This is a genomic window from Mycobacterium sp. 5-140-3-2 (genome assembly GCF_035666375.1).
In the GTDB taxonomy this organism is placed as follows: domain Bacteria; phylum Actinomycetota; class Actinomycetes; order Mycobacteriales; family Mycobacteriaceae; genus Mycobacterium; species Mycobacterium intracellulare.
The window spans coordinates 2,211,816-2,229,184 of the sequence record NZ_CP142025.1 but is presented as its reverse complement, the minus strand read 5'-3'; the positions used below and the strand labels follow the sequence as shown (position 1 = coordinate 2,229,184).

General features: G+C 59.2%; 13 protein-coding genes. 4 read left to right on the top strand and 9 right to left on the bottom strand.

What is annotated here, in order from left to right; all coding sequences use genetic code 11:
* Window positions 1-3: 3 nt before the first annotated feature.
* The 6 genes from P6281_RS10590 to P6281_RS10565 all read right to left on the bottom strand — a co-directional run bounded on the left by P6281_RS10590 (window position 4) and on the right by P6281_RS10565 (window position 10,083).
* Window positions 4-1,842 (bottom strand): ATP-binding protein, encoded by a 1,839-nt coding sequence (locus tag P6281_RS10590; RefSeq protein ID WP_202378688.1) that lies wholly within the window; start codon window positions 1,840-1,842, stop codon window positions 4-6.
* Window positions 1,836-3,446 carry a DEAD/DEAH box helicase gene (locus tag P6281_RS10585; protein WP_237394608.1) on the bottom strand — a complete coding sequence of 537 codons (1,611 nt, stop codon included), beginning with the start codon at window positions 3,444-3,446 and terminating at the stop codon, window positions 1,836-1,838. The genes P6281_RS10590 and P6281_RS10585 overlap by 7 nt, the downstream gene beginning before the upstream one ends.
* 115 nt (window positions 3,447-3,561) lie before the next feature.
* Entirely contained in the window at window positions 3,562-4,410 is an 849-nt protein-coding gene (locus P6281_RS10580; protein ID WP_202378687.1) for a phosphoadenosine phosphosulfate reductase family protein, read from the bottom strand.
* Complete coding sequence (locus P6281_RS10575; RefSeq protein ID WP_324738873.1) at window positions 4,403-7,855, bottom strand: hypothetical protein; 3,453 nt, start codon at window positions 7,853-7,855, stop codon at window positions 4,403-4,405. Before P6281_RS10575 ends, P6281_RS10580 begins: the two co-directional genes overlap by 8 nt.
* Entirely contained in the window at window positions 7,852-8,925 is a 1,074-nt protein-coding gene (locus tag P6281_RS10570; RefSeq protein WP_202378686.1) for a DUF4007 family protein, read from the bottom strand. The genes P6281_RS10575 and P6281_RS10570 overlap by 4 nt, the downstream gene beginning before the upstream one ends.
* 12 nt (window positions 8,926-8,937) lie before the next feature.
* Entirely contained in the window at window positions 8,938-10,083 is a 1,146-nt protein-coding gene (locus P6281_RS10565; RefSeq protein WP_202378685.1) for a cysteine desulfurase family protein, read from the bottom strand.
* A 479-nt stretch (window positions 10,084-10,562) separates the two neighbouring features.
* Here P6281_RS10565 and P6281_RS10560 point away from each other — a divergent pair, with 479 nt between their 5' ends.
* Both P6281_RS10560 and P6281_RS10555 read left to right on the top strand, forming a co-directional pair.
* Complete coding sequence (locus P6281_RS10560; protein WP_324738872.1) at window positions 10,563-12,224, top strand: GmrSD restriction endonuclease domain-containing protein; 1,662 nt, start codon at window positions 10,563-10,565, stop codon at window positions 12,222-12,224.
* A 149-nt stretch (window positions 12,225-12,373) separates the two neighbouring features.
* Window positions 12,374-12,670, top strand: coding sequence for a hypothetical protein (locus P6281_RS10555; protein WP_324738871.1), 297 nt, complete (start codon window positions 12,374-12,376; stop codon window positions 12,668-12,670).
* A 37-nt stretch (window positions 12,671-12,707) separates the two neighbouring features.
* Here the strand turns inward: P6281_RS10555 and P6281_RS10550 are convergent, their stop codons facing one another.
* Window positions 12,708-13,160 carry a VOC family protein gene (locus P6281_RS10550; RefSeq protein WP_202378683.1) on the bottom strand — a complete coding sequence of 151 codons (453 nt, stop codon included), beginning with the start codon at window positions 13,158-13,160 and terminating at the stop codon, window positions 12,708-12,710.
* A gap of 157 nt (window positions 13,161-13,317) precedes the next feature.
* Here P6281_RS10550 and P6281_RS10545 point away from each other — a divergent pair, with 157 nt between their 5' ends.
* Window positions 13,318-14,586: a cytochrome P450 gene (locus P6281_RS10545; protein ID WP_202378682.1), complete on the top strand. Its 1,269-nt coding sequence runs from the start codon at window positions 13,318-13,320 to the stop codon at window positions 14,584-14,586.
* Between the two features lie 4 nt (window positions 14,587-14,590).
* Here P6281_RS10545 and P6281_RS10540 read toward each other — a convergent pair whose 3' ends face one another.
* A complete protein-coding gene (locus tag P6281_RS10540) occupies window positions 14,591-15,187 on the bottom strand; it encodes a TetR/AcrR family transcriptional regulator (RefSeq protein WP_324738943.1) in 597 nt (198 codons plus the stop codon).
* Window positions 15,188-15,256: 69 nt separating this feature from the next.
* Here P6281_RS10540 and P6281_RS10535 point away from each other — a divergent pair, with 69 nt between their 5' ends.
* On the top strand, window positions 15,257-15,748 hold the full coding sequence (locus P6281_RS10535; protein ID WP_201368376.1) for a DUF1707 domain-containing protein: 492 nt from the start codon (window positions 15,257-15,259) through the stop codon (window positions 15,746-15,748).
* Window positions 15,749-15,821: 73 nt separating this feature from the next.
* Here the strand turns inward: P6281_RS10535 and P6281_RS10530 are convergent, their stop codons facing one another.
* A complete protein-coding gene (locus P6281_RS10530) occupies window positions 15,822-17,303 on the bottom strand; it encodes a serine/threonine-protein kinase (RefSeq protein ID WP_201368377.1) in 1,482 nt (493 codons plus the stop codon).
* Window positions 17,304-17,369: the final 66 nt, after the last annotated feature.

The following is a 17,369-nucleotide window of genomic DNA, read 5'->3' as shown; positions in this document are numbered from 1 at the left end:
GTCCTATAAGCGACTCGTCAAGAATGCTTCTGCCATGCGTCCCCAATCATGTCTGATATTTTGCGTCAGCCGGCGCGCTTCGTTAGTCTGCTCATCCTCATAGCGGGCCCAAGCAAACAACATCATCTCCAAACCAGCTTGCGCCGACAAGAGCTGCTGCCTGAGTTTGTCGGGGTCCTCGGGGAGGTCTTTAGGATCGCGTGCACCTAGCAGCAGGCCATAGGCGGGATGGTCTGTATTCAAAGTGACCAGCAAGATTCCGCCTCGAGGCTGCACTGAGAAGAATGCCCCTCCTTCGAGCGGAGCAACTTCAACCCGATATTTCAGCCCTTTGTCAATTGTCTCCGCTGCCAGGATTTCCGCAGACTCACGCGAATGCCCTAGATGCTCAAGCTGATCGGCTACATCAGCTTTCCGCTCGTCGGCCGGCTTACTCTCGTCTTCGTCACTGCGTCCTCGGTGACCGTCCTGTTGGCGTCTGCGAACTGCATCCGTCGCCTGCTCTTCAACACTTTCTTCGGCGTGCCGCGTACGCCGCCGCCTGCCTTCGGCTTGGGTCTGGATCATGCTGCGCATTTGCTTGATGTTCGTCTGAACGCGGTGCACGATTTCAAGCAATGGCTCGAGCGGATCTTCTTCGTCTCTGAGCGCGGCTCGGGCAGCAGAGATCGACCCGGCATGCTCTTTAATGATTGCGCTCGCATCAATTTTGGCGGCCTCCGCGAAGTTGCGGGCAGACTGTTTGTTGTTCGAGACGCCGAACAACTCATCAAGGCCAGGTTCAAACGAGACCTCTACGCCCCACCATCGCTCGCGGGGTTCGTAGGTTGTCGTCCAGCCAGGATCTAGTTCAAGCTCCCTTCCCGCCCGAACAACCGAGACACCTACATTTCGCCCGGCATGCTGTCCGAAGGGGAGGCTGCCCGTCGCTTGGCCCCCTGCACTATCTCGAGCTTCCTCGGACGCTATCGAGAATTTGATGCTCACAACATGGTCTTCGCCATGGAAGCGAACCACCTGTTCAACCACATTGCCTTCTTCCGACGGGAACGGCCTAAACATGGGCTTGGTGTCGAAAGGCGCCGGACAACTTGTATTGGCCATCAGGTAGAGCGGATCGTTGGGCTTGGCGAAGCGCTCAAGCAAAAGGCGTTTCGCATCGTCATAGAGGAAGCTCTTGAGAACGATCGATACCCGGCCATCATTGATCCAGTACCGGTACATCCGACCAATCAGCTCTTCGGAGTTGTCAATCAAGGCTTTCGAGGTTCGCCACAGCACTCGGTCGACAGCACTCCACACAACGAGCGTGCCGGACTTTCCGAACGCGCCTTCGCCAGCTGCCGTCCGCCATACCTCGGGGATTGCTTTGCGCTGAGGAGCCGGCAAAACGCGCATTCGACCGGCATTGATTTCAGGCAGATCGATGTAACTGTGCAGTGCCTCATCCACGCCATCGGTCCAACTCCATACGTCGACTCGCTGGCATTGTGAGATCGAGGCACTAGGTAGTCCCATTCCAAAACGTCCCATACCGTCTTGTTGTCCGCGATCAAGGTGGGTTCCGTTGCCGAATTGGAGCGCGATCTGGAGAGTCTTTGCGTCCATACCCGATCCATTGTCGAGCACGGCTACTTCGTGTAGACGCTTCCGAGTCCTTTGCTCAACTTGCGATTCGCGATCGGCGCATAAGAGTTGAACAGTCTTTGCACCTGCCTGGATTGAGTTGTCCATTAATTCGGCGATTGCGTATGCGGCGTTCTTGTATCCGTTGTCGCGCATCGCTTTTACAGCCAGCGCCGTTGGAACAATGTCGAACTCCGCAGAGGTCTCGGTCACCATACATCCTCCCAGTTATCAAACGCTTCAGCCATGTTGCAAAAGCCCGGCAAGCGCGTGTCAACAACGGTCGCGACTTCGGCCCGCTTGTTGCCACCGGCCTTCTCGCCTCGAGTTGCCCTTCCTACCATCTGACTAAAGAGCACAAGGCTTTTCGTCGGCCTTGCGATAACAGCGGCGCTGGTTTGCGGGGCATCAAAGCCCGTGGTCAATACCCCGTAGTTGACTATCACCCGGGGCTCGTCACTTGCATCCCTGAACGTCGAAATGATTCGAGCGCGCTCGTGGGTCGGCGTTTCACCGGTGACCGCATACGACCAGTACCCACGCGCGCGCAGCACCGTCGCAAGCACCAGTGCGTGATCCTTGGTAGCAGCGAACACAATGATTCGATTGTGCCGACCACACATTGACTCGGTCACGCTCAGAATCAACAGATTTCGCTGTTCGTCTGCGGCAAGGGCACCGATCACTCGGGGCGGAATGTCAAGGGAATCCTCGATTTCCCGTAGCTCCTGTAATGAAAGCTCTGATCCGGCGCTGTATTGAAGCTGAACAAACTTTGTATCTGCCAGATAGCCCTCGTCGATCAAGAAGCGCACCGGGTTGTCGTATCCCTCTACCTCCAGCGACACTTTAGACTCGTAGAAAAACTTCGCTAGACGTTCGTCCTCATCGACGTCGTTCCAGCTTCTGCCTGGTGTTGCCGTGAGACCAAGCAATGGTGTCTGCGTTCCGGACTCCGTCAGCACATCGAGAATCAACTCGTACGTCGGCGCGATTGCCTGATGCGCTTCGTCCATGACGACAAGGCCGACGCGCCCGGCGAGAGTCCCAATTTCCGTGAGTGACGCGCGAACGGAGGCATAGACCTTGGCGAGGCCTGCCACGATGATCCCGTCCTCAAGGATGGGAAGTTTGAGAGAGTGTGGACCCCACCAACGTTGAACTTCCACGGGGCGAACTCCACGTGAAGCCCATGCTTTCTGAAATTCCTCGACAGCTTGTTCACAGAGCTCTTCGGAATGCGCGAGCCACACTACTAGTGTGGGCTCTTCTTGATTAAGCACGTCTGAAATCACGGACATCGCAGTCCGTGTCTTTCCGGATCCAGTCGGCATGTGCAACATGACCCGGTGCGGTTCATGCATCAGCCGCGCTAATACTCTTCGTGCCGCCAAGCGCTGATGCGCGAAAAGGGCGTAAATTGGATTAATGGCTTCGTGCGCTGGGAGCAAAGCTCGCTGCTCGGAATCGTCGGTCAGGGCGAAGAAATCGAGCAAGTCAGTCGCGCGTGCAGAACCACGCCGTACACTCATCGAGCAGAGAACGTCGTACGGTTCACCCGAAAGCCCGAGGCGTCGTGCCAACATTTCGGCGTCAGACGGAGGTAACAACAGCAAGAGCTCACTGCGTAGCTGCGCGTCCAGAAGCATGCTGGCCGGCGACCGCAAACCCACGGTTATCTCACTCAGGCGTTCAGGTCGAGCCAGCTTCGCGTCCAGGCCCGCAAGCAGGCGGACGATATCGCGCCCCACTAGCTGTTGCAAGAGTTGGTCAGAAGCCCGACTGATCAGTTCCTCAAACGTAATCACGGATGGAACCATCGAATCGCAGCCTACGCATCACTTTTCACCATAGATGTTCTAACACAACGCAAAATGTGATGTGTACTAGTTGGCAGGATTTCTAGGGATCTTGGCTAGCTTGACATGCCACGGGTCATAGCGCACATACCGAGCACTGCATCGAGTCGTCGTCATCATCAAGCGCGTCGCCAAGGATCTCCCATACGGGGCGATTCTTTTTCCGCTTCGTCGCTTGCTGTTGAGCTTCTTCGTGACGGGCCAAGATCTCCTCGCGCCGTGCAATCAGATCGGGGAGCGACTCCCCTCCCGACCACGTGTACTGGCGACCCTTCATCGCATACTCACCGAAGGAGGCATCTCCATCCGCCCCGGCATCCCGTCGGACTTTCGTCTCGATCGCTATCGCTCTTTGAAATAGGTCGGGATGCTTGTCCGCGAGCCCAACCCACTCCGCCTTGCGCTGGTAGAAGCAAAAGTAACAACCAGACCGGGTACGCCACTCGTAATACTTCGGGAGACCGATGCCTGCCTCGTCGAGGATTCGGAGGACGCCATCGTGGTCAATGTTCTCTTCCACAAATGGCAGGACTGTCCGAATGTTCGGCTTGGTGCTTACGTAGCCTTTGCGGCCGGACTCGTCGGCGCGGATAGCCACGTACGAGACAGCATGATCATTGCCGATCCACTCTTCGAGGGGTTCGATCTTCATCTTCTTTGTGCACCAGCGCATCTGTGGAGATGGAAGTGCCCCTCGGTACACATCGAACCAGTGATCGAAGCCCTTCTTTGCATTCAGCCGAGCGATCGGCTTCCCCAGGGCGGTCTCGAGACGGTCAAGGTACTCGTACGTCTCTGGAAGCTCTGCGCCGGTGTCGCAGAAGAAGTATTCCATCTCGGGTACGCGGTCACGCAGATACACCGCCAGCGCACTCGAATCTTTGCCACCGCTGATCCCGCATATATGGCGAATGACATTAGCCATAGCGCTTGTCCTTCCCTACTACTTCGCGAATCTCTGCGGATTCGGCCGGCTCAAACTCTTCGGCCAACCTTGCCATGAGCATCCGACAAGCGGTGGGTCGCGGAACCCCGCCGTCCATCAACCTAGCGATAAATTCGTCGAATAATGGAGTGATTGCACTTTTTTCGTGCTCTGTCAGCGACAACAGCTGCACCGCCTCGGTGCCGTCCGGCGAGGTCAGTGTCATCCTGGTCACTGAATACCCATGCTCAACGTTGGACGCGAGACGCTCATGCAGCAATGCCGACGTCCTCCGTAGAGCTCCTCCCATTTCAGCAACCCTCAACGGATAGCGGCTGGCGATCTCGTCTGTCCAGACCCTCGGAGCTTGACCATCGCACACAACCATTGCGACGTTTTCCAGCCACTGCTGATCCTCGAGCGGGCGTTCAAGCGCGCCAATAAATGCCTTGAGTCGCGGCTCAAGGACCTGGCCATTGAGGCGCCTTGCGTCTGCCGCTAGCGCATCTTTCAGTTCCGCTAGCGAGCCCCTGGAAGCTGTCGCATGTGCGAGTTGTCGTTGCACTGAATCAAGCAGACGAGGATAAGCATCTCGAAGCTCACGAATCGAAACCGTGAGCTGGTCGGCGAACCGCTCGATATCGCTTCGCTCTAGCCGGCTGCGCCCAGCAAAGGACTTCAGCCCAAAAATCTTTGGCAGCGTCTCGAAGAGCAAGACGTCAGGCTCCGCCGCTTGGTGGAAGGCGTCGCGAACCGCGATCGATTGCGCAGACAACTCAAGATTTGTCTTCTGGGAGTAAGGCGGCAAGTTTCGAAGTTCACGGTATATAGCGGTCACAACATTCAAGAAGGTGGGCCGTCCGTGACCGCTAATGATGCCGAGCCGGTCCACTAGACAGTCGATGGCGATTGCCCTTCTGCCAGTGGAAGTTTGGGTGTTTTTGATGGAGAAATTAGCCGGGTTCTTGGCAAGCCGCTCAGCAACAGCATCGTCGATCGAGAGTACGAGACTTCCGTGTTCGTAGACGGCGATCTCGTCACTTCGCGCGACAAGTCCGGCGATCAACAATATCGGGATGATGCCGTCCTTCACGCCGAAGGGTGGTAACAACAAATGTGATCCAATGTCTTTCAGACAGAGACGCGAGTCGACAGCGCCGTCAAAGGCCGAATTCATCGCGGCCCAAAGGGGTTTCCAACGCCGATCAGTAGGTGGCTGGATTTTCCAAGTATCGCCCTCTGCCAAACGGTGAATCCCGGTGGATCGGAATATGGCCTCGTACATGGCACGATCTGGGCCGTAGCCTTCGATCGAGAATGCCTCACGGTCCTCGTGTGCGAGGAGCGCGTCAATGAGGAACCGTCGAGCCTTTGCGCCCTGGCTTGTAAGCTCCCGGCGCGCAATCATTTCATTTGCGATCCGTGGCGTGTCGGGGTAAATGACATCAGCAACATCAGAAAGCAACGCCGATGGTCCACGTCGCGGGTCTAGCGAGCGACCGGAACCCGCCAAAATCCAGTCGGCGTCGTTGTTCCAGGTCTGCGCGATTTGGATCTGCAGCTTTTGTTGAGCAGCCGACACGCGCTCGACTAGTTCGCGCCGTGCAACCCAGTCGGCGCCCTCTGCCTCTGCACTTCGGAGGGCTGAATTCAAAGCTGCCGCATCGATCGCCGCCTGACGTACCGTGGAAACGTCGTCGGGGATGACGTATACAGCGGGTCTTCCGTCAGATGGTCTAGGCGCGAGACTCAGATCCGCAAGCGAGTTTGTCGCATAGTAGACGATCCCATCCCACTGGGAATCGAGTACTTCGTCCGGTCCGCCGGTTAAAGTACTGAACTGTCGCTGGAATACCCTCAGGACCCCGGTGCGCTGACTGTGGCGTCCCGCGACAAAAGGTTCAAGCTCAACTGCGTCCCGGAGCAGATTCGCAAAGTCGGCATCTTCGTATGAGTGCCTCGCTGCATCGATCACTCGCCGAAGGTTGTAGTCAGACCCGTGCCAAATCCGATACTCGTCGGAAAAAGCTCGGTAGGTAATCAGTCCGGCCTGGACCAGCGACTCGAGCACAGCGCCAGGGTTCGGTGAATCACCTGAATCGTCAACTGAATTCGCGGGCGCAAGCGCTAACTCGAGCAACTGCCGTGACGCACGAATGCGGCCTCCACTCGACACAAGATTGAGGACACCGATCGTCTTGACCGCCTTGAGCTGAGCGGGCGTCAGGCCGGCAGTGTCACGGATGCGCGTCTCAATTTCAATCCAACGGCTCGCACCATCTGCAACACCGATCATGCTGCTAGACGCTTCGAGGAAGTAGTCGTAAAGCTGGTCGAGGCCGACAAGAGGCAACGCCTTCTTCGGCTGCCAAGCAGCGGCCGCAAGAAATTCTGGGACCGCACACGGTTCCGTTCCTGCAAGGAACGAGAACAACGTTCTTTCGTTCTGGCCATATCTGCTGCAGAGCTCGGGCAGCACTGCCAACGCGATCGGGTGCAAAGGTACCGCTGCAGCGGCATCGTCGATCAGTTCGCGCAGCCCGAGCGACTCCAGCTGAGATCGGTGCGTCTGCACCCACTGTTCTGCCGCTTTGCGAACTGTCGGGCGATGCGTGATCGCCGCAGCAATTAGCCTTCGCGACTGTTCCGCCGTTTCAACGTACGGAATGTCTTGGAAGCGCCCTTGGACCTTGGACCACTCTCTGCGTCGAGCTGTCGAGCCGTCTTGAACATACTCATCGAAGGAAAGATGCTGCATGGTGACGATCACCATGGGGAGAGCATCTTCTCCCTGGGTCATCTCTGCAAGTTCCTGGAGTAGGAACGGATCCCCCTCGCTGCCGGACGACGCAAAGTACTCGAGATTCTTGCCGAATTCGTCGATTAAGAGCAGGAGAGGGCAAGATGCTGACATCTCCCGTATGCATGCTCGAATCTCTGTCGCGCGCGGTGTATGGGTGTGTAATCCGAAGGACGCTGGCACGATCGATTGCCTAGGACCGTACTGCCGGACAGCCCCGCCATGTAGCGCACGGGCGATGGTCGTTGATACTGATTCGCTGTGGGCAGTCGCGAAAGCGCGGATGAATCCTTGTCGTCCAGCGTTGACTGATCGCATCCCTTTGCGCAAAAGCGAGTCGACCGACGGATCAGCGGCCGCCAAGATCGAATGCGCGGTCTTCGACTCTTCACTCGATGCACTGGCAAGAAGCCCGTCAAGAAATACGGCGAGCGAAGACTTTCCGCCTCCGTGCGGACCCGTGATTGAAAAGGTCCGGCCCGCAGCGGAGTCGTGCAGGCCATGGGCGATACGCGAAATGACGTCGAGAGCTCGGCCGGTAGGTACGTACCCTTCTATAGCGTTACGTCCGTGATCTCGCTCGACATTGGCGGATCGGCTGAATCGGCCATTAACAGTGATGAAATCGGCTAATAAGCCACTCACGCTGCGTCACCTCGTTGTTCCGAACGTGCACGGCTTTGCTTCCTTACAGAACGCTCGATCTCAGCGTCCGACTTGCACGGGTTCGTCGCGGCACTTCCCACCAACGCCAGTCCCGACTCGGATACAAGTTTAGAAACTTTCTGTTCCCGCCTGGCCGCAAGCACCTCCAGCGCAACGTCCCCCGGACTAGTGCTGATTGTCATCTGCCTGGACCCGGCTGGCCTAGCCAGACCTAGATGACCTACGACACTTGCCGATTCGTCGATTGCGTCTGCAATGTCCTGCTCCGCAAGCTTCATGATCCGCCCTGGCGAACCGGGGTCGGCGGTCAGACGGGCAAGGGAAATGGTCCGGCTCCCGTCACCCCCGCGGCACAGGTAATCGAGGCACGCATAGGTTATTGCCGTCGCCGACAACGTAGGCTTGCTGCCGATAACCATGCGATAAGCATTTTTCTTCGGTCCCGGAGAAGGGCGGATCAGACCTAACTCCCGAAACGGGGAATCAAGCAGGTCATCTAGTATCTGACGCCCTTGAGTCTCACGCCGTGAGTACATGCGCAACAGGCAGTCAACGTCTTTTTGAAGGCTGCTTGTCATGGGCTGAGACCATGTTGTCGCTGCTATCTCGTCAGTACAGAACTGAAGCAGTTCAGCGTCCGTGAACTCCACCGCCCCAAAATCGTTGAAGGCAAGGCGCCAGACAGGGAGGACCGAACGTGCCGAGATCGCTTGCCAATGCAATATCCACAGAGTCGCCGGGTCTTCAAGGTAGGGATCGAATCCGCACCGTTCGTCGAGCAAAGCCCGACCTATGTGGGTTGGCGTATATACCGATTGGCGTGGCCGATCCGGATGCGGCCGCCGCGCAATCACTTTCGTGGCGAACGACCAGAACCTGATCGCCTCTACCATGTTCTTGCCGACCCCAAGCTCAACAGGAGCCGACTGTTCGTTGAAGATGTTCGGGTCGGACGCGGCCGCGTCGTAGCCTTTCTTGATCCATCCGAAGCGCGGGTGGAAAGTTTGATGGTTAGCGAACATTGGTGTTGCTGCCTGCTCAAGATTCACCGCTTGTTCCTCCTACGCTGCAGTCATGTCGCGGACACGCGATACCGCTGCGACGATCGCGTCGGCAGCGACGTCAACCTCGTCCGAAGTCGTCGGACGCCCGAGCGATATACGGAGCGACTCCGAAGCTTCGGTTCCAGTCATTCCCATCGCCAGCAATACATGCGACGGGGTCGGTGATGCGGACTGGCAGGCGCTTCCAGATGACACAAAAATGTCAGGCATCGATGCCATCACTGCCTCAGCATCTGCGCCCACAAAACGCAGGTTCAGTGTATTTGATAGCCGTTCCGCATCCTCTCCGTTCAGCAGGACATCGCCGAGCTCAACTTGAAGTCGCCGCAATAGGTTCGCGGCTAAGTGCCCAATCCGTTGCGAGTCATTGTCCTGTTCTTTCTCAGCGAGCTCAGCCGCCAGACCAAAACCAACGATCGCTGGCGTGTTATGAGTGCCTCCTCGGATGCCCCGTTCTTGTCCGCCGCCAGACAAGATTGGGACTATGCGCTGTTGAATTCGCCGATCTGCAATAAGAGCGCCGGCCCCTTTGGGGCCATATATTTTGTGACCGCTGCAAATCATCACGTCGGCAAGATTTGCTGTATCACCCAACGGCGCCTTTCCCAAGAGCTGAGTGATGTCGACAAAGTTGAGAGCACCCGAGCGCCGGGCGATTTCCGCCACGTCCATGCCAGGAGATACAACGCCGGTTTCGTTATTGGCTGCCATGACTGCAACGACAGAGACCGAATCATCGACGAGACATTCGAGTGTGGATAAATCAACGCGGCCTGCGTGGTCGACCGGCGCCGTACGAACGTTACCCTCCACTAGCCGCGCTCCGAGCTCCGCCCCAGCAAGAATCGCCTTGTGCTCCGTCGCCGAAACCACAACGTTCGGACGATGCGCCGCGCCGAGCATTGCACCCACTATGCCGATCGCCGCAGCTTCCGACGCCCCGCTTGTGAAGATCACGTCCTGTGTGGGCCGGCGCAACAGGGAAGCGACCCTGCTTCGAGACTCTTCAACAAGCTCCCCCGCCAACTGTCCAGCCTTATGATGCCTGCTGGCAGGATTGGCGAACGCCTCGAGTGCCTGCGCCAGCCCAGGAAGGACCCGCTGGTCAACCGGCGTGGAGGCATTGTAATCGAGGTAGACCATCGATGAGATCCTATTCGTCCAGTTCTGAAATCGGGGACGCCACGCGGGCATAGCCACCATCGCACAGGGGTACGACAACGTAGCTTCTAAATGAATCGGCATGCCACGGGGCCTAGGTTCGGGTTAGTGTCACCGCCCTCAGATCGCTAGGACTGAGTGCTCCCTGGTACGTCAACCACGACACATTCCATTACGTACGGCAGCCACCCAGGTCGAAGCCCAGAACACTAGTGTGCGGAAAACCTCTACAGTCTCCTGGCCTACTTGACTGTCGACCTGAGGTGGTACGAAGTTTCGGGCCTGTCGGCTTTAACGTTGCAGCTACACTCATCGACGAACCTTTGACGTTGTGTAGCACCCGCCAGGGTGGTCCTCGCGCTCATCGGCTACTCACCGTGCCATTGGTTGATGTGGCATACCGGGTCGTTTCCATCGACGCACCAGTTTGCAGAGGCGAAGCAAGGTGAAGGGTTAACAGCGTGGAAGCAGAGTACAACTCGACGACGTTAGCAAAGCTGTTCACACAAAACGACGCTGGAAACCTCCGGCTGCCCCCCTTTCAGCGTCAGTTTGTCTGGTCACTTGAACAGCAAAGAGGCTTGGCTACTTCCGTGCTTCTCAATGTCCCCTCCGGTTCTCTACTGCTTCTCCGTGGAAGCGGCATGGTCTTTCCTGGCCGGACGCTCGGAAGCCGACAAGTTGACGAATTGCAAGAAGGCCACGAATACACCTTCGTCCTGGACGGGCAGCAGCGACTCTCAACGTTGTACCAAGTCTTCGCAGACCCCCTCAGCGGAGAGAACTGGACTACGAAAGTCGACCAATGGTATTGGCGGCTGCGCTACCGTTGGGCCCTGCAAATACAGCCCGAGGAGGGCGCCGAGGATTACTTTGGATACAAATATCTGAACTTCACACAGTTACCTACGGAGCCTGAATCTATACGAGATCGGCTTCGAGAGTTGCGCATTAACAAAACAGGGAAAGTCCCCTGGTATCACCCTAGCAAGCCGGCGACGCACGCTAACCGACTTAGCCAAACTTCGAATGCAAGCGCGCACGGACTGGTGCCTCTTTGGGAAGTGGCTACACCGCCTTCTGCGGAAAACGACCCACCATTGCATCAACTGACGCTTCAGCATCTCGGCGAACAACGAAGAAGAGAGCTCGAAGCAGAAATCAAAGATGGTAGATGCCAAACAGAGTTATTGGCCGCTCTCCGTCGGGCGCAACCCTTTCTTGCCGAAGAGCCAACTCAATCTGATCTGATTGCTGGACTACATAGCCTAGCAGCTAGATGGGTGGAGACGCTTTCGCAATTTATTGGCAAACGCGCTGACTACGGTATCCCTTACGTAGAAATCGGACCGGACCAACTGGACCGCGCAGTCGTGATATTTGAAGCTATGAACAAAGGTGGTACTCCTCTTGCAACTTTCGATCTTATCACGGCGAAAGCGGCGAAGGGCGATCTGAGTGAGAGCCTCGCCGACAAGTTATCGCAACTCGTGACTGACGAGAAGTTCGAGCTTGACGAGCTTTGGGGAGACAATCATGGTTCCAAACCCGCTAGTTGGTCTATTGATCCAGCGGGCGGCATTGCACTGGACAATGATGAACTCTCTGTTCGATTCAAAAACGCGTTTCTTAATGTTATGTCGTTACAATTCAGCCACACCCAGGGTATCGATGCCCTGTCGACAGATGCGATAAAGCAAAAAGCTATTCTATCGATGGCCCCCGACGCCGTTCTACACTATTGGCCGCAAGCGGGAAGGGCAGTGTTGCGGTCCTGGGCATTTCTGCAATTCAGATGCGGCATTCGTCGAGAAAGCGATCTTCGTAACCAGTTGCTGTTGCTGCCGATCGCCCTGTGCCTCTCGTCGGAGGACGCATTCAAAGATCGCGACCGGCTTGACCGCATCGAATATTGGTATTGGTGTTCGGTACTGACCGGGACATATAAAGCTAGGCAGAATGAAAACGCTGTAAATGATGCAAAGAACCTACTTCGATGGCTTGACGATAACATAGATGATCCTTTTTCTGCCCGGTTCGATATGGTCCTCGCCGACCCCCAATACTCTGATGAAAAACACTTCTCAGAACCGATGAAGAGGCTGGTGTATCTACCGACGTAGACAAGTATCTTCTGCAGTATGTCCTCAGTCGCTGCCCCCGCGACTTACTACCCGGCGAGGACAATCCTGACAGTGCGCCACGGCTGACCGCTTGGGGCGCCGACGATCTCGAGGATCATCACCTAATTCCACTCGCTCAAGCTAAAACGGTGAATGAATCGACGCGCGACCTTCGGAAAGCAACCGATGGCATCGGAAGGGTGCTGAATAGCCCGCTAAATCGGACTTACGTTAGTCGTTCAACTAACCGACGGATCGGTCCGTTATCGATCCATCAGTATGTCAAAGATGTTACCGATATTGCAAAATCGGACCACATGATAGCTATTCCGGAGATGGGGGATGTCGATAATTTTGAGGACAACGTGCGCGCGGCCTTAACTAACAGATTTATGATGATTAAAACTGCAGCCCTCAACGAGCTCGGAAGTCTTCGAAAATATTAGATATTGCTTCGATCGCAACTTTGCTCAGCCAATCCAACTACGGCCGCGCAGGCAACGCATTCAACCACCCAGCCGACAACAACTCCAACAACTGCCCATCCGGATCCCGAATCATCGCCGCGCCCGCCGACACTGACGAATCGACCACCGATCCCCCGAACTCCGCCACCCGAGCCAGCACCCCCGGCAGATCCGACACCGAGAACGAGATGTGCGTCAGCCCGATCTGGTCCATCACGCGCTCCGAGCCGGCGTGCACCTGACGCTTCGAGTAGTCCATGAGCTCGAGCACGAACCCGTCCCGCACCAGATAGGTCGCGTGCACGCCGAGCGGCTCGGGCAGTCCGACCAGCTGCGACGTCGCATCATCGGGCGGGTCGAGCCCCCACCAGAACTGGAACCCCAGCAGGCCCTCGTAGAAGCGGCGCGACCGCTCGCGATCCGTGACGCACAACCCAACATGATTGAAAACCGTTCGATGACTACTCAACCCAACCTCCGCAGCAAGTCAGACCCCTGACGAATGCAATCGCTACCGGCCTTTAACCAAGCTTCTCCACGCCACGCGAAAGCGTAATAATGCAAAGATAAACCAATAAGCGCCCGTCACCGCCAACTAAGCAGACCGCTTCCGTGGGAGAGCTTCGATGGTCACACGCCCGAAGGTCCGGCCCGAGGCCACCGTCGACTTCGACCATCACTCCGACGCGTTCAACCTCAACGAGCTGGCCGTCAACGCCGAACTGCGGCAACGATGTCCAGTCGCCTGGAACGAGAACTACGACGGCTTCTGGTACCTCAGCAGCTATGACGCCGTCAGCCACACGGCCCGCGACGGCGACACCTTCGCCCACAAATACGAACCCAACGCCCCCGACGGCGTCGACTACCAGGGCGAGATGGGCGTCCCGCGCCCCGACGGCCAGCCGGCCCTGGGCATCGGCGAGGTCGACGGCCCCTACCACCAAGCCCTCCGCCACGCGCTGGCCCCGTTCTTCTCCCCCGGCGCCGTCGAGAAACTCAAGCCGTTCATGGAGCAGTCCGCGCACTGGTTCCTCGACCAACACATCACAACTGGACAGATGGACCTGGTGCTCGACTACGCCAGCCCGGTCCCGGCCATCCTGACCATGAAGCTGATGGGCCTGCCCTACGACAATTGGCACTTGTACGCCAACCTCTTTCACTCCGTCATGGCCGTCCCCCAAGACAGCGACGAGTACGCCGACGCGATCGCCAAAGTCCCCGCCATGATGCAAGAAGTCATCGAATTCGCCACGGCCAGACGCAGCAACCCCGAAGACGACCTGACCAGCTTCCTGCTGCACTTCGAATTCGACGGCCACCGCCTCACCGACGAGCAGCTGCTCAACATCCTGTGGAACCTCATCGGCGGCGGCGTCGACACCACCACCTCGCAAACCGCACTGACGCTAAGGCACCTGGGCACTCACCCCGACCTCAGACAGCAACTCATCGACCATCCCGAGCTCTACCGCACCGCCACCGACGAATTCCTGCGCTACTTCTCGGTCAACCAAACCCTCAGCCGCACAGTCACTCACGACGTCGTCCTCGGCGGCCAATGCCTGAGAAAGAACGACCGGGTCGTCCTCAGCTGGCTCTCGGCCAACCACGACGAAACCGAGTTCGACCGGCCCGACGAGATCATCCTCGACCGCGCACCCAACCGCCACGTCGCGTTCGGGCTGGGCCCGCACCGCTGCATCGGATCGCATCTCGCCCGGCTGATGTCGGCAGTGATGGTCAAGGCCGTCCTCGACCGCATCCCCGACTATCAGGTCGACGTCGAAAACGTCCACCAATACCTGGGCAACCCGAGCATGACCGGGCTGGGCAAGCTCCCGGTCACCTTCACCCCGGGACCCAGCCGGGACACGTCACGCCCGTGGTGACAGCTCAAAGCGCTTGAGCGACAACACCGTCCACCAGTTCCTCGGGAGCCTGGGCAATGCCCACAGCGCGCAGGTGGCCACCGATGGCCAGCGACGCGATGCCATGCACCAGCGACCAGAGCGGCCCGGCCACCTCGCGGGGATCCTGAGCCGCGACCATCCCGGCCTCCTGGCACCGGGTGATCGCGTCGAGCAGGTCCCCGAACGCCTGCTCTCCGGCCACCGCTAGGCCCTGCTCGGCCTTCAGCGACACCCCAAACATCACCTGATAGTGATCGGGATGGGCGATGGCCCACCGCACGTAGGCGCGGCCGAGCTCGGTCACCCGTGCCTTCGGATCCGACACGCGATCGGCTGCCGCGGCCAACTCGGCGTGCAGGTCAAGGAATCCCTGTTCGGCGACGGAGGCCAGCAACTCGGCCTTGTCGGCGAAGTGCCGGTACGGCGCCGCGGCACTGACCCCGGCGCGGCGCGCCGCCTCCGTGAGGGTGAACCCTTTCGGCCCCTTCTCGGCCACCAGCGACAGCGCCGCGCTGGTCAGCGCGCGCTTGAGATCGCCGTGGTGATAGCTCTCCCGCCGGCGCACGGTCGACCGCTTCACAGCCATGTTGACGACATTAACATTAAGATCTATGTTAATGGCATTCACATCGGCGACCAAGGAGACGACATGACGAATCTGCTTGAGACCACATCCACGCTCGCCGGCACCCGCGACCGGGAGCGCACGGCCGACCTGCTCGGCCAGGCCCTCGCCCAGGGCTACCTGCAGATCGACGAGTACGACCGACGGCTACAAGCCGCTTTCCAGACGCAGACCGACCACGAACTCCGCGAACTCCTCGCCGACCTGCCGGTCGATCGCATCCGGCGCCACGATCCCCGCCGGCGCGCCGCCCGTGTCGCCGCGGCCCGTCGCGGCGTGCGCGCCCACCTCGCCGCGTACCTGGCCATGGTCGTCATCGTGCTCACCGTCTGGGCGGCCGTCGCCCTGACGACCGACGCCACCTATTTCTGGCCGATCTGGCCCATCCTGGGTGCGGGAATCGGACTCGCCAGCCACGCCGTGTCGATACCGCGACTCAAGCAAAGCCGTTGGCAACCAGCGCTTTCGGCCGTGCTTGCACCTGGATCGTGCGCAAACCGCTATCACATCCGCTAGCCCGCTCGAAAGACATGTGCCACCCGCCGCGTTGGCATGGCCGGGTATGCCGAAGACGTTGCCTTCCCAGTGATTACGACGCCGTCGCGTACTGCAGGACGGGTTCCGACGAATCGACGTGCCCGTAGCTGATGATCCGCAGCCGGTGCGGGCGGACCTCGTAGACGACGCCATCGACCGGATTGGTGACATCGAATCCGTCCTCGACGGGCTTGGCGTTGGAAAGCTCGATGTGGGCGCCATCGCGGATCCGCTCACCGCGGTAATAGTAAGTCCCGCTGAGGTTTTGGCACACCACCGCCAGCGATTTGGCGGTGCGCACGACGGCGGCCGGCGGGTTGCCCGGGTCGCAGCGGGCCGTCTCGCCGACGAACCCGAGCCCGTCGGCGCCCTTCACCGGACGCGACAACGTCGGCGTCAGCGGTGGCGGCGAGCTCGACTGCGCGGGAGGTGCGGCCGCGCGCGCTGACGACGGCCCCGGGGAGGCCGAACTGTTGTGATGAGTGCCGACAACGGATTTCACCGACAACACCAGGCCGGCGATCAGCAGCACCGTCGCCACCGCTGTCACCACGAGCGGCGCGTGGCCTACCATCAGTCGGCGCGCGGGCCGCGGCGACGCAGGGGGCGGCTCGGGGGCGTCGCCGTCGGGGCCGGTATCCGGAAGCGCGACCGCCGGGAACGGACGGGTGCGCGGGAGCGGGAGCTGGCCGGCCCCAACGGAAACCGGCTCGTACGCCGCGAACACCGCTTCGCTGGCGGCCCGGGCCAGTGAACCGGCCGTATCAAATCGCGCCGTGCGCTGTTTGGCCATGCCTCGGGTGATGATGTCGTCGTAGTCCCGGCCGACGCCGCGGCGCATGATGCTGGGCCTCGGCGCCGGCGACAGCAGGTGCGCGCTCTTCAGCTCCCCCGCGTCCTCTGTCTCGAATGGCGGCTGCCCGGTGAGGCACTCATAGAGCACGCACGCCAAGGAGTAGACATCGGTCTGCGACCCGATGCGGCCGGTGGTGAATCGCTCGGGCGCCATGTACGTGCGCGAAAGGGACTCGTCCCCGGCGGCTTCGGCGATGCCGAAGTCGGCCAGGTAGGTGAAGTGGTCGTGGGTGAGCAGGATGTTTTCGGGTTTGACGTCGAGGTGCACCAGCCCGGCGGCGTGTGCGGCGTCCAGCGCGCGCGCCACCTGGGCGGTGATCGATGCCGCGCGCGAGGGCTCCAGCGCGCCCTGCTCGCGCAGCAGGTCCTTGAGGCTGCCCCCGTCGTCAACCAGATGCATGTCGATGAACGGCACCCCGTCGATCTCGCCGAAGTCATGCAGCGGGAGGACGTGGGGCTCCTGCAGGCGCGTCACCTTGCGGCATTCGCGCCAAAGCCGTTGCTGGAAGCCAGGGTCCGCGGCCGTCTCGCCACGTAATAGCTTGAGCGCGACCATCCGGTCCTTAACCGTGTCGTAGGCCCGATAGACCTCGCCCAGGCCCCCGGCACCGATCAGTGATCGCAGCTCGTACGGCCCGAACCGGGTACCGAGCCGCGAACCGCGGGACGAGGAGGCCACTGCGCAATCCTTTCGCAACGTCGAAGACAGTCCAGCCCGCGTGTTCCCGAATCGGGCGTCGACATA

What these genes read in the sequence shown, in the direction of transcription:
- P6281_RS10590 (WP_202378688.1), bottom strand. Translation starts at nt 1,842, where the DNA reads ATGGTGACCGAGACCTCTGCGGAGTTCGACATTGTTCCAACGGCGCTG.
- P6281_RS10585 (WP_237394608.1), bottom strand. Translation starts at nt 3,446, where the DNA reads ATGGTTCCATCCGTGATTACGTTTGAGGAACTGATCAGTCGGGCTTCT.
- P6281_RS10580 (WP_202378687.1), bottom strand. Translation starts at nt 4,410, where the DNA reads ATGGCTAATGTCATTCGCCATATATGCGGGATCAGCGGTGGCAAAGAT.
- P6281_RS10565 (WP_202378685.1), bottom strand. Translation starts at nt 10,083, where the DNA reads ATGGTCTACCTCGATTACAATGCCTCCACGCCGGTTGACCAGCGGGTC.
- P6281_RS10545 (WP_202378682.1), top strand. Translation starts at nt 13,318, where the DNA reads ATGGTCACACGCCCGAAGGTCCGGCCCGAGGCCACCGTCGACTTCGAC.
- P6281_RS10535 (WP_201368376.1), top strand. Translation starts at nt 15,257, where the DNA reads ATGACGAATCTGCTTGAGACCACATCCACGCTCGCCGGCACCCGCGAC.